At 46.9% G+C, this 12,905-nt stretch carries 12 protein-coding genes and 1 pseudogene; 2 read left to right on the top strand and 11 right to left on the bottom strand.

Annotated elements, in window-relative coordinates:
• The 3 genes and pseudogenes from B7X71_RS01945 to B7X71_RS01935 all read right to left on the bottom strand — a co-directional run.
• Positions 1 to 623, bottom strand: a pseudogene (locus B7X71_RS01945) (class I poly(R)-hydroxyalkanoic acid synthase); the annotation flags it as partial.
• 101 nt (positions 624 to 724) lie between these two features.
• Complete coding sequence (pgeF, locus tag B7X71_RS01940) at positions 725 to 1,492, bottom strand: peptidoglycan editing factor PgeF (RefSeq protein ID WP_293597196.1); 768 nt, start codon at positions 1,490 to 1,492, stop codon at positions 725 to 727.
• The gene (locus B7X71_RS01935; protein WP_293597195.1) at positions 1,479 to 2,528 is read right to left on the bottom strand and encodes an RluA family pseudouridine synthase; all 1,050 of its coding nucleotides are present in this window, start codon (positions 2,526 to 2,528) and stop codon (positions 1,479 to 1,481) included. Before B7X71_RS01935 ends, pgeF begins: the two co-directional genes overlap by 14 nt.
• Positions 2,529 to 2,548: 20 nt before the next feature.
• Here B7X71_RS01935 and B7X71_RS01930 point away from each other — a divergent pair, with 20 nt between their 5' ends.
• On the top strand, positions 2,549 to 3,421 hold the full coding sequence (locus tag B7X71_RS01930) for an outer membrane protein assembly factor BamD (RefSeq protein ID WP_293600143.1): 873 nt from the start codon (positions 2,549 to 2,551) through the stop codon (positions 3,419 to 3,421).
• Positions 3,422 to 3,460: 39 nt separating this feature from the next.
• On the opposite strand, the gene alr is transcribed toward B7X71_RS01930, so the two are convergent.
• A complete protein-coding gene (gene alr / locus B7X71_RS01925; protein ID WP_293597207.1) occupies positions 3,461 to 4,561 on the bottom strand; it encodes an alanine racemase in 1,101 nt (366 codons plus the stop codon).
• Between the two features lie 74 nt (positions 4,562 to 4,635).
• On the opposite strand from alr, the gene lplT reads away from it, so the two are divergent.
• The gene (gene lplT / locus B7X71_RS01920; protein WP_293597193.1) at positions 4,636 to 5,955 is read left to right on the top strand and encodes a lysophospholipid transporter LplT; all 1,320 of its coding nucleotides are present in this window, start codon (positions 4,636 to 4,638) and stop codon (positions 5,953 to 5,955) included.
• Positions 5,956 to 5,964: 9 nt separating this feature from the next.
• On the opposite strand, the gene B7X71_RS01915 is transcribed toward lplT, so the two are convergent.
• The 7 genes from B7X71_RS01915 to meaB are packed head-to-tail and all read right to left on the bottom strand — an operon-like array spanning position 5,965 to position 12,902.
• The gene (locus B7X71_RS01915; protein ID WP_293597192.1) at positions 5,965 to 6,528 is read right to left on the bottom strand and encodes a hypothetical protein; all 564 of its coding nucleotides are present in this window, start codon (positions 6,526 to 6,528) and stop codon (positions 5,965 to 5,967) included.
• A gap of 2 nt (positions 6,529 to 6,530) precedes the next feature.
• Positions 6,531 to 7,076: a ribosomal protein S18-alanine N-acetyltransferase gene (gene rimI, locus B7X71_RS01910; protein WP_293597191.1), complete on the bottom strand. Its 546-nt coding sequence runs from the start codon at positions 7,074 to 7,076 to the stop codon at positions 6,531 to 6,533.
• Entirely contained in the window at positions 7,066 to 7,791 is a 726-nt protein-coding gene (tsaB, locus tag B7X71_RS01905) for a tRNA (adenosine(37)-N6)-threonylcarbamoyltransferase complex dimerization subunit type 1 TsaB (RefSeq protein ID WP_293597190.1), read from the bottom strand. Before tsaB ends, rimI begins: the two co-directional genes overlap by 11 nt.
• An 18-nt stretch (positions 7,792 to 7,809) precedes the next feature.
• Positions 7,810 to 8,274: a VOC family protein gene (locus tag B7X71_RS01900; RefSeq protein WP_293597189.1), complete on the bottom strand. Its 465-nt coding sequence runs from the start codon at positions 8,272 to 8,274 to the stop codon at positions 7,810 to 7,812.
• An 8-nt stretch (positions 8,275 to 8,282) separates the two neighbouring features.
• Positions 8,283 to 10,307, bottom strand: coding sequence for an acetyl-CoA carboxylase biotin carboxylase subunit (gene accC / locus B7X71_RS01895; protein WP_293597206.1), 2,025 nt, complete (start codon positions 10,305 to 10,307; stop codon positions 8,283 to 8,285).
• Positions 10,308 to 10,333: 26 nt separating this feature from the next.
• Positions 10,334 to 11,866 carry an acyl-CoA carboxylase subunit beta gene (locus B7X71_RS01890; RefSeq protein WP_293597188.1) on the bottom strand — a complete coding sequence of 511 codons (1,533 nt, stop codon included), beginning with the start codon at positions 11,864 to 11,866 and terminating at the stop codon, positions 10,334 to 10,336.
• Positions 11,867 to 11,876: 10 nt separating this feature from the next.
• Positions 11,877 to 12,902, bottom strand: coding sequence for a methylmalonyl Co-A mutase-associated GTPase MeaB (meaB, locus tag B7X71_RS01885; RefSeq protein WP_293597187.1), 1,026 nt, complete (start codon positions 12,900 to 12,902; stop codon positions 11,877 to 11,879).
• Positions 12,903 to 12,905: the final 3 nt, after the last annotated feature.

Below are 12,905 nucleotides of genomic sequence, written 5' to 3'. Positions count from 1 at the left end.
GGCTGTAAATCTAAAATATAGTATTTGTTAATACATGGTGGCACCATTAAGTATGGGCGCTCATACACTGTCTCAGTTAACGGCGTGTACTGAATTAATTCAAAAAGATCATTACGAAAAACTACCTGACCTTCAGTTGTTGCAATGTTCTTACCAACCTCAAACGCACTTTCATCAGTTAGTGAAACTTTGCCCTTTTTCAAATCGCCCAACAAGTTCACTATTCCATTTTGAATAGATTGGCCTTGGGAGCTAATGATATTTTCAAGAACTTCTGGATTGGTTGCAATAAAGTTGGATGGCGATAAGGCATCAATCATTTGTTCTGTAGTGAACAAAATTTTAGTTTTGGTTTTTTCGTCAGCATCAACCGCTGAGGCGAGAGAAAGCAAATGCTTGGAGTTCAATAAATAGGTAGCGGCAATCATCTTGCTCCATGAGGAGTGCCATGCTTTGCCAGAGAAGCGGCGATCCTTTACTTCAATCACTTCCGGATTCGTCGCAAGATGCGCAAACTCAGTGAAGTATTCTTTTTGAATTTCAGCCAGGCGTTCTGGAGGAATTAATGCCATATGATGTGGCGCCAATGAAGGAGCCACACCTGTATTCATACCTGCAAACATAATGATCTCGTTAATTAATTAAGATCATTCTCCATCTATAAAGCTGTAAGGGTTATACGCACTAACCCTAGCCCTAGAGCTAAGCTAGTAATAACCCGAAGTTAGGTATCGGCTGAAATCCAAATCAAGGAGGCAAAGCGCCCCGTTTCTTTGTCTCTGCGATAAGAAAAGAAATTGGTCGGGTCACCAAAAGTACAAAAGTCTGCGCCATAGATCTGCTCAACACCAAAAGAGCGCAGGCGATCCTGAGCGAGTAGATATAGATTGGCTAAATACTTTTCTGGAGTTCCAACAATTGGCTGAAATGCCTGCGCCAAAGTAGCTTGCGATTGACTTGCAAATGCTTGCAGTACATCTTCCCCAACCTCGAATGCAGAAGGTCCAATTGCCGGACCCATCCATGCCGTAATGTCCTGAGGCATTAAGCCTGGAGATAGAGAGCACATTTCCTGGATTGTATTTTCAAGAACTCCGCCGCTAAGACCACGCCAGCCAGCATGTGCCGCGCCAATGACATCACCATATTTACTTACAAACAATACTGGCACGCAATCAGCCGTCAGAATACTGAGAACCTCATTTGGAATATTGGTAACTGAGGCATCTGCTTCAAATGGCCCATTGACCGAGGCATTCCTTGAGGCCGGGGTGCTGACTGTGACCCCATGAATCTGTTTAAGCCAGATTGGCTCGGCGGGCAGGTGTGTCTTAAGGATGCTACGATTTTGCAGAACATCCTCCAAATGATCGCCGGCATTGAGTCCCAGATTGAAGCTATTAAAAGGCGGCTTACTAACTCCGCCCTTGCGGGTTGTGCAAAAAGCTTTAATTTGCTGCGGCACAACCCAGTCTGGCTCAATTTGATTCATTGCGTTGATCATTTTTGATGGACGCCATTAAAGCCTCCTCTTTGGGGAGGTCTGACTCAACCATGCCAACCATGGGCAGCAACTCCATTAAATCTTGGGGAGGCAATCTAAACCAGGTCATTACTTCATGGGTTGCTGGGTGCTGCAGACTGAGCGCATAAGCATGCAGCGCTTGGCGACCGAAAGGTAATGCTTTAGCAACGCCGGGTGTTCTTTTCCGGTAAACCTGGTCACCTAAGAGTGGAAAACCCAATGATTCCAGGTGCACACGGATTTGGTGGGTTCTACCCGTCTCAAGACGACATTCCAATAAAGCAACTGGACTTTCTGAAAATGCGCCTTTGGCCAGGCGTCGAAATAAGGTCGCTGCAGGCTTACCTTGAGCAGAGCCAGCAGCCATTTTGAGGCGGTCACGCTGGTCACGACCTACGGTTGCCAGCACTTTACCTTGAGAAGGTGCATCACCCCAAACCAAAGAGAGGTAACGCCGTCCTACAGTTCGCTCTTGAAGCTGCCTCACTAAGGAGGTTTGCGCGATATCCGTCCGAGCTACCACCATCAATCCAGAGGTATCTTTATCAAGACGATGGACAATTCCAGCTCTTGGGAGGCTTTTTAGCTCGGGAAAGCGGTTTAATAGGCCATTTAATAAGGTTCCCGTCCAATTTCCAGCAGCAGGATGCACAACGAGTCCAGCGGGTTTATTGAGCACAATGATGGTGTCGTCCTCATAGACAACATCCAAAGGGATATCTTCCGGGGCAAAGGCAAATTGCTCGGGCATTTCCTGTGGGAACACCTTAATACTCTCGCTTCCACGGAGTAAATGGCGAACTTTGGTGACTTTTCCATCAACCGTGACAGCTCCAGCCTCAACCCAGGCTTTGAGCCGATTACGAGAATAATCAGGCAAAGCGCCACCAAGAAACTTATCCAAACGCTCCCCACTAACCTCGGGGGGAACTTCTAGGGCTATGAAATCCTCATCATCGATATAATCAATGGGATTCGAATCGGGAGTATGCGGCAATGCCACGCTTAAAGAGCCTTTTAGTTATGTCGGACGTTATTGCAGACGCCAGTTTAAGGCTTGCTGCCAGTATTGGGTCATCTTCCAAAAAATCTCTCATTTCTTTGTTTATTGGAGCCAGTGCAGTCTGCCTAGTTCTCAGTGGATGCGCTGGTAGCGATGGTCAAAAAGATGATGCCGATATTTGGTCAGAGACAAGGCTTTATTCCGAGGCAACCGACAAACTAAAAGAGGCGGATTATGCAAAGTGCGGCAAGTACTTTGAAAAGCTAGAGGGACGCTTCCCTTTTGGACCCTACTCTCAACAAGCGCAGATCAATGCAGCCTATTGTTATTGGAAGGCTCAAGAAGAAGCCCAGGCTCAAGTAGCTATCGATCGCTTCATCAAACTTCATCAAGGCAGCCCTAATTTAGATTACGGCTACTACCTTAAAGGTTTGATTAGTTTTAATGATGATTTAGGTTGGCTCGGTAAATTCACTGGACAAGATTTAAGTGAGCGCGATCCAAAAGCGGCTAAGGAAGCTTTTGAATCTTTCAAGGTTGTAGTTGAGCGCTTCCCTGATAGTAAATATGCGCCGGATTCTTTGGACCGAATGCGCTACATCGTGAATTCACTTGCCGAAGCAGATGTGATCGTGGCGCGCTTTTACTATCAACGCGGTGCGTATTTAGCTTCCGCTAATAGAGCGCAGCTCGTGATTCGTGACTATGATCGTGCACCTGCTGTAGAAGAAGCGCTTTACCTTCTTACTAAGTCATATGAGAAGTTAGGTATGACCGATCTCAGCAATGATGCTGCGCGCGTGTTCAAGCTTAATTTCCCTGACAGTCAAATGATGATTACTGGTCAACGCGTTCAGAAAGAACGTCGTTGGTGGCAAATCTGGAATAAGTAAAAATTAAATAAGATGAGTGCAATCAAGTAACGCGCTGCGCTACTTGATTGCTACCGGGACTCTCTGTGCCAATGCACAAATAAGTTCATAGCCGATGGTTCCACTCATTTGAGCCACATCATCTACTGGCACTTCATTGCCCCATAGCTCTACCGCGCTACCTATCTTGGCATTGGGTGCTTCACGCAAATCAATCGTCAACATGTCCATAGAAACTCGACCAACTATCGGACAAATCACACCATCGCCCTGGGCGCCAGCACCATCAACCCAAACTGGCGTACCGTCTTCAGCATGACGCGGATAACCATCAGCGTAGCCACAGGCAATAACACCAATACGCATGTCTTCTGGCGCTTCATAACGGCCGCCGTAACCAACGCGGCCGCCCTTCTTTAATTCTTGAATGTCAATGATTTCACTGCGTAGCTGCATGACAGCCTGAAGTTCGGATCGAATAATATCCGCATGTACTCCGGTTGGCGATACACCATACAGCATGATCCCGGGGCGAACCCAATCACCTAGTGCATTACGATGCCAAAGGATCGCAGCGGAGTTAGCCAAAGAACTGGGCGCTTCAAGACCCTCGGTAGTTTTCTCAAAGCACTCCATTTGCTCGCCGACCGATGGCACTTGATCAACTTGATCTGCATTAGCAAAATGAGTCATGTGATGAAGGTGATAGCCAGCAGAATGGAGGCGATGAAAAGCGATGCGATATTGATCAGGTCTAAAGCCGAGACGATTCATTCCCGAATTGAGCTTTAAAAATACACTGATTGGGTGGCTTGAATGGTTCTTAAGGGCTTCAAGCCAAATAACTTGCATTTCGCTATGCACCACCAAGTCACATTGAAGTTGGACTGTCAGCTCAAGCTCCTGCTGACTAAAAATACCCTCTAACAAGAGAATCCGACCCTCCCAGCCGTGGTCCCTTAACCACTGTGCATCAGCAAGGTCAAGTAAGGCAAAACCGTCTGTCGATTCAAGACCTTTAAAGGCTGCCTCCAGGCTATGGCCATAGGCCTTAGCCTTCACAACCGACCAGACCTTGGATTCAGGGGCAAGCTCACGAATACGACCCAAATTATGACGAAAGGCATCTGTGTGTATAGTTGCCAGAATTGGCCTATTAATTAAGCGATTAGCTGACAAGCTCATATCCACCCCTCCTTTCATGTTTTAATTGCAGTAATGACTAGATTGTACGAATGAACCGTAGTTTTTACATCATTATGGCGGCGCAATTTTTTTCGTCGCTTGCTGATAACGCATTGCTGATCGCAGCAATCGCCCTCTTGGTCCAGCTTAACGCTCCGGCCTGGATGACTCCTTTACTCAAATTATTCTTCGTTCTTTCCTATGTACTGCTGGCAGCCTTTGTGGGAGCCTTTGCTGACTCCCGCCCCAAGGGCAATGTGATGTTCATCACCAATACGATTAAATTCGTTGGTTGCGTTGTGATGCTGTTTGGCAGCCACCCTTTGCTGGCCTATGCAATTGTTGGCCTAGGAGCTGCCGCCTACTCCCCAGCTAAATACGGCATCCTCACAGAATTACTTCCACCAGAAAAATTGGTTGCGGCTAACGGCTGGATTGAAGGTCTTACCGTGGGCTCCATCATTATGGGAACAGTACTTGGAGGGGTTTTAATTAGTAAATCGGTATCTGAAAGCCTCTTAGGCTTTGATATGCCCATCCTTGAGACCAGCATTGATACTGCTGCAGAATCTGCCATTCTGATCATCATGATGATTTACTTACTGGCAGCCCTAATTAATTTACGCATTCCAGACACTGGGGCGCGTTATGAATCCCAAAAGACCAGCCCGATCGAACTGGTAAAAGATTTTGCTGTCTGCTTTAAGACACTCTGGGATGACCGCCTTGGTCAAATCTCCTTGGCAGTCACAACCTTGTTTTGGGGTGCTGGAGCCACCTTGCAATTTATTGTGATTAAGTGGGCACAGGTTGCTCTACATATGACCTTATCGCAAGGCGCCATTCTCCAGGCAATTTCTGCATTTGGCGTAGCTGGAGGGGCTGTATGGGCTGCTTGGCGAGTACCCCTTAAAAGCTCACTCAAGGTCCTCCCCTATGGCATCACCATGGGCTTAGTTGTCTGCGTAATGGCAATCTACAACTCGGACATGTTGCCCAATACAAGCATCTGGACTATTGGCAAGTTTGAGATTTCACTCAATTTGCTACCGGCCTATTTCCTACTGGTATTGGTTGGCTGGTTGGCTGGCTATTTTGTCGTACCGATGAATGCATTACTTCAGCATCGCGGCCATATTCTGATGTCTGCGGGACATTCCATTGCCGTACAAAACTTTAACGAGAACATTTCTGTTCTGATGATGCTATTGATTTATTCCGGACTGATTTGGTTGGATGCGCCAATTCAGGCGGTGATTATTGGCTTTGGTGTTACGGTGAGCGCAATCATGTGGCTAGTCATTAAGCGCCATGCTGCAAATCAAGCTGAATATGACTCAATGCATTTGATTGGTGAACATAAGCTCTAAGCACAAGGCTTAGAGGTTTTGTAGGACTGATTTAGCCAATAGTAAATCTTGCCAGAATAGACTCTTGTCTTTTGGTCTAGCAATCAACTGATTTAATTCAAAAGTGGCAATTAGCGGTAACTCCTCTGCACCCTTGGCGTTAATTGCCAACACAGTCTCACGCAGCTCAGGCAACGCATCACGCTCACCTGACAATCTTTGGGCAGCAGATCCGCCAAATGCTAGAGCCACTATAGGCGTTCCATCTTGAGGTAACTGCTCGAGATTGAATTGTTCAGCAGGATTTTTCCAAGACCAATCTTGGGGAGTTAAGCCGAGAACCCGAATGGTGTTCTGAAAAAGTACTTCGGCGTGACCTTGAGGCTTATTGCCATAGAACCACCATATCCCAGACGACACTCTCTCGTGCTTTTCGACTACAAAAAGAGATGCAGAGGATAGAGAGCTTGAAGTATCAGCCCGATGGTTAGATATCTCAGCAGCAATCACTTCTAAAGCTTGAACGGAGGCTCCATCTCGTGAAGTCCACTCAGTAATACCCATCTCTTTAAGAAAGGCGGAATTTGCACTCATATTCATGCCTCAAGCTTAATCGATTTAGCCAAAACCAGGGCGTCTTCACGCAATCCACTATTGGCATCAACTGGGTAATAATTTTTGCGTAAACCAATCTGCTCATACCCAAGGCTTTGATACAGCATTAAGGCCGATTCATTGGAGGGTCGAACCTCCAGAATAATTCTGGGCATGTTTTGCTGAGAAGCTACACCTTCGATTGCATTCATCATTTTTAAACCAATTCCCAGGCGACGTAATTTCGGGGAAACAGTGATGTTCAGTAGGTGCAGCTCATCTACCGCTGGAAACAAGATGCAATAAGCCCAGAGAATTTCTGGGTCTAAATAACTGCCCTTTACTGCATCCGACAATTGCGGTCTGACACAATATGCCCAATGACCCGCAGCAAGTGAGTCTGAAAAATTGCCTTTTGTCCAAGGGTGAATATGTGAAGCCGATTCTATGGCGAGAACTGAATCCAAATCCGCAACCGTCATTGGCAGAAATGAAAGCTCTGATACGCCCTCAGTACTCGACTGTGTAGACTTAATGCTATCTGTCATGTTGTTGACTACGTTCGGCAGAGGTCAACGCCACTTCATTACGTATATAGAGCGGCTCAAGCAGGTGAATATCTTGTTGCAAGCCTTTGCTCCACATATCCTGAGCGCAAGCTAAAACCCCCAGGGCATTGACAGTAATAGCTGAATCAAGATGATTGCTGTCAAGAGCTTGCGGCACACTAGCAAATACACGATCACCAAACTCGGTAATTGCACTGCCAGCTAAGAACTCAATATTCGAGAGTTCAATTCCCTCTGGGCTTGTCAGATGAATATCACCCTGACGTTGCGGTAATTGGTTTGCTACTACTTGATAACTAGCCCAGTAAACCTCACCCATGCGGGCATCAATGGCAATTACAAATGATTGAGCACCCGAAGCAATAAACGCAGGAGTCAGAATAAGTTGACTAGCGATAGCATCCAGACTTGCTACTGGTAGAACTGCTAGTCTTGCCGCAATTGCTAGACCCTGGACTGCAGCAACCCCAAGGCGAACACCCGTGAAAGCCCCCGGACCTACGCCAATTGCAATAGCATCAAGAGCGGCAAGTTCGATTGAGGCTTCGGATAATATCTCTTCAACCCAAGGCAACAAGAGTTGACTAGCCCCGGCCGACACTTTTTGGTGACGAACAATTGGCGCAGCATTAGTTAAAGATAACGCTACCGAACACCAAGCTGACGAGGTGTCGATGGCCAATATATGGGTCAATTGAAGCTTTCTAGATACTTATGAACTCAGGCCTGCAATGATATCTGGTGGCGCCTGAACAAGCTCAATCAATACACCCTCGCCGCAGAAAGGAAACTCTTCATTGCCTTTCGGATGGACAAAGGTAATGTCATATCCAGCAGCACCCTTACGAATGCCGCCTGGCGCAAAACGCAAGCCCTGAGCAGATAACCACTCAACCGCCTTTGGAAGATCATCCACCCATAAACCAATGTGATTTAAAGGGGTTAGATGAACAGCAGGCTTCTTTCCAATATCAAAGGGTTGCATAAGATCAACTTCAATTTCGTGAAGGCCTTTGCCAATCGCACAAATATCTTCATCGACGTTTTCACGCTCAGAGACAAAGGTGCTTTTGTATTCAAAGCCCAATAGGTCAACCCAAAGCTTACGGAGGCGATTTTTGTTTTCTCCGCCAATCGCAATTTGCTGAATACCCAATATCTTGAATGGTTTAGTCATGGCTAGCCTTATTCGAAACGAATGATCAATTGATCAACCGTTAAGCTTTCGCCAACATTGGCACAAATTTCAGCAACTAACCCATCTTGGGCCGCAACCAATGTGTTTTCCATTTTCATTGCCTCAATCGCAGCCAATTTTTGACCAGCAGTTACTGCCTCACCAACTTGGACAGATATGTTGGTTAATAGGCCGGGCATTGGCGACATCACTAACTTAGAAGTATCCGGCGGAACTTTGACCAACATGCGACGCTGAAGCTCAGCACCCAAGGGGCTTAGGACCATACACTCGTAGTGCGCACCGTCCAAGACAAGAGCGTACTTGACGCCATTGCGCTCTACTTGAGCAGTAATCTTGTGAGTACCATTGATGGTTGCACGCAAGCATAGCTCGCCTGGACGCCAATTGCTGACGATGTTGTAACGGCTTACGTCACCATCTTCTTCAACGTAGACGGCGTAAACACCATCCTTAAGATCAACGCGAACAGGGACTTCTTTCATCTCTGCGCTAGATCCAACGCGTAATCCAGTGACCGCTACGAAATTCTTAGCAATTGTCATCTCGTGACCAGCCAATTGACCGTCAATCATTTTGATATGCTCGAGGTAGCGATAGCGCATAAATGCCGACAAAGCAGCCAAACGTTTTGGATCAGACGGTTGTACAGAATCCTTCTTAAAGCCATCGGGATACTCTTCTGCAATAAAGCCAGTAGTGAAATCACCAGAGACAAAGCGCGGGTGCTGTAGAAGGGCCGCCTGGAAAGGGATATTGGAGTGAATCCCACGAATGACAAAGTCATTTAGTGCAGCACGCATCTTTTCGATTGCTTCAGTACGATCTTTGCCATGTACTATCAATTTAGCAATCATAGAGTCATAGTGCATTGGAATCTCACCACCCTCAAAGACGCCAGTATCAACGCGCACACCATCCAATTCTTCTGGCGGGCGGTATTTAACGAGACGGCCTGTAGAAGGCAAAAAGTTTCGGAATGGATCATCCGCATTAATACGGCACTCCATCGACCAACCATCCAACTTGACCTCTTCTTGTTTGAATGTCAATTTCTCACCAGCCGCTACACGAATCATCTGCTCCACCAAATCGAGACCCGTAATTCCCTCGGTTACCGGATGCTCAACTTGCAAGCGGGTATTCATCTCAAGGAAGTAGAAAGACTTATCTTTACCAACCACAAACTCCACGGTGCCTGCAGATTGATAGTTCACCGCTTTTGCCAAGGCAACAGCCTGCTCACCCATCGCTTTACGGGTTGCGGGATCAATAAATGGTGATGGCGCTTCTTCAATGACCTTTTGATGGCGTCGCTGAATAGAGCAATCGCGCTCACCTAGATACACCACATTGCCATGTGAGTCACCCAGCACCTGAATCTCAATATGACGAGGACCTTCAACAAACTTCTCAATGAAGACACGATCATCACCAAAGCTATTGAGAGCCTCAGTACGACACGCAGTAAACCCTTCAAAAGCTTCTTTATCATTGAAGGCAACGCGCAAGCCCTTACCGCCACCACCTGCTGATGCCTTAATCATGACTGGATAGCCGATGCCCTGGGCAATCTTGACTGCATCCTCAGCCTTGTCAATGGCCTCATTAAATCCAGGAATCGTATTAACCTTAGCCTCTAATGCCAGCTTCTTCGAAGCAATCTTGTCACCCATTGCCGCAATAGACTGATGTTTTGGGCCGATGAAGACAATGCCCTCTTCTTCGCAACGGCGAGCAAATTGCTCGTTCTCCGATAAGAAACCATAGCCAGGGTGAACCGCTTGGGCGCCAGTATCTTTGCAGGCTTGAATAATGCGGTCCATCACCAAATATGATTCGCGCGAAGGGGCTGGTCCAATACAAACTGCTTCGTCAGCCATCTGCACATGACGCGCTTCTTTATCTGCCTCGGAATAGACGGCAACCGTCTTGATACCCATCTTCTTGGCGGTTTTCATTACACGGCAAGCAATCTCGCCACGGTTGGCAATCAAAATTTTCTTAAACATTTTCGTAGTCATGATTTGTCGGCGCCTTAAAGAGGGATATTGCCGTGTTTACGCGGTGGATTTGTGAGCTCTTTATCTTTGAGCATTGCCAAAGAACGCGAGATACGCTTACGTGACTCATGAGGCAAGATCACATCATCAATGTAGCCGCGTCGACCCGCGACAAATGGGTTTGCAAACTTCGCCTTGTATTCAGCTTCACGAGCCAAGATTTTTGCAGGATCAGCCTTTTCTTCACGGAAAATAATTTCAACGGCACCCTTTGGCCCCATCACTGCAATCTCAGCAGATGGCCAGGCAAAGTTAACGTCACCACGCAAATGCTTAGAAGCCATCACGTCATAAGCACCACCATAAGCTTTACGAGTAATTAGCGTAACCTTTGGAACGGTGCAATCTGCATAAGCATAGAGTAGCTTTGCCCCATGCTTGATAATCCCGCCGTATTCCTGAGAGGTGCCAGGCATAAATCCAGGTACGTCAACCAATGTAACAACTGGGATATTGAAGGCATCGCAGAAACGAACAAAGCGGGCAGCTTTAATGGATGCCTTGATATCCAGACAACCGGCTAAAACTAAGGGCTGGTTAGCAACAATGCCAATCGAACGGCCTTCCATGCGAGCAAAGCCTATTAGAATATTTTTAGCGTAATCAGGCTGGAGCTCAAAGAACTCACCGTCATCAACGATTTTCTCGATCAACTCTTTCATATCGTAAGGTTGATTCGGATTGCTTGGCACTAATGTATCGAGAGAAAAATCTGGCTCTTCGGTACGTTGCGCCCCATTGATCATAGGTGGTTTTTCACGATTGGATAACGGTAGATAGTTAAAGAAGCGACGGAGCATCATGATGGCGTCAACGTCATTATCAAAAGCTAAATCGCAAACACCTGAAATGGTGGAATGAGTAACGGCACCACCCAATTCTTCCGCAGTTACATCTTCATGAGTCACTGTTTTCACTACTTCTGGACCGGTCACAAACATATAAGAGCTATCTTTCACCATGAAGATGAAATCTGTCAGAGCTGGTGAGTAAACTGCACCGCCAGCTGATGGGCCCATGATTAAGGAAATTTGCGGGATGACGCCAGAGGCAGTGACATTGCGCTGGAAGATTTCAGCATAGCCACCCAGAGATGCAACACCTTCTTGAATACGTGCACCACCAGAGTCATTTAGACCAATAACCGGTGCGCCTACTTTGAGCGCCTGATCCATGATCTTACAAATCTTCTCAGCATGCGCTTCTGAAAGAGATCCGCCTAAGACAGTGAAGTCTTGAGAGAACACAAAAACCAATCGGCCATTAATCATGCCGTAGCCAGTAACAACGCCATCGCCTGGAACAGTTTGATCGGCCATACCAAAGTCATGGCAACGATGCTCAACGAACATATCCCACTCTTCAAAAGTGCCCGCATCCAACAAGAGCTCAATACGTTCGCGAGCAGTCAGCTTGCCTTTGGAATGTTGAGCAGCAATGCGCTTTTGCCCGCCACCCAATCTGGCAAGCTCACGTTTTGCTTCAAGCTGTTGAATGATTTCCTTCATAACTACTCCCTTAGAAAAATTCGTGTCCCATTGCCTCGAGTAAACGCCTCGCAGCAACAGATGCGGCCATGCTTCCTTGATTTACCTCTCCACTGAGGACGGGTAAGAGTCTTTGTACTTCAGGGTGATTCTGAAAAGCGTTCTTGAGACCTGCATCAATGCGATCCCACATCCAAGCGCCGGATTGTTGTTTGCGACGAGACTGTATCTGGCCATTCGCGTTTTGTAGCTTCTGAAAATGCAGAATCTTTTCCCATAATTCAGGTACGCCATTACCCTCTAAGGCGCTTAAGGTCATGACGGTTGGATGCCAATACTCTTGATTATGCGAAGCATGATTGGGATTACCCTGGAAGCCCAAGAGACGCAAAGAGCTGGTAATAAATAATTGCGCACGCATGGCTGCATCTGGATCGATATCTACTTTATTAATCACAATCAGATCAGCAATTTCCATCACGCCTTTTTTAATAGCCTGCAGATCATCTCCAGCATTAGGCAATTGCAATAAGAGGAACATATCCGTCATGCCGGCAACTGCAATTTCGCTTTGACCAACGCCGACAGTCTCCACAATCACAATGTCAAAACCGGCAGCTTCAGCAACGAGCATTGCTTCGCGTGTTTTCTCGGCTACACCGCCTAGTGTGCATGATGATGGGCTTGGGCGAATAAACGCATTATCCAAAACTGAGAGTCTCTCCATTCGGGTCTTATCGCCCAAAATAGAACCACCAGATAAGCTGGAGGAAGGATCGATTGCCAGAACTGCAACCCGATGCCCTTTTTTAATTAAATACAAACCCAAAGTCTCAATCAGAGTGGACTTGCCGACACCAGGAACCCCAGAGATACCCAAGCGAAATGATTTTCCTGTTTTTGGCAACAGGGTATTAAGTAACTCATCAGCACGCTTACGGTGATCCATGCGCGTGGACTCGAGTAAGGTAATGATCTTGGCTAAGGCCCGACGCTGCGCCGATGAAGGCGCACCAGTGAGATCACGCACCAAAGCTTGGTCAACTGCATTAAGCATGCT

The organism is Polynucleobacter sp. 39-46-10, from assembly GCF_002282275.1.
Note: the sequence above shows the minus strand (reverse complement) of the source record. Positions and strands in the feature narration are given on the sequence as shown.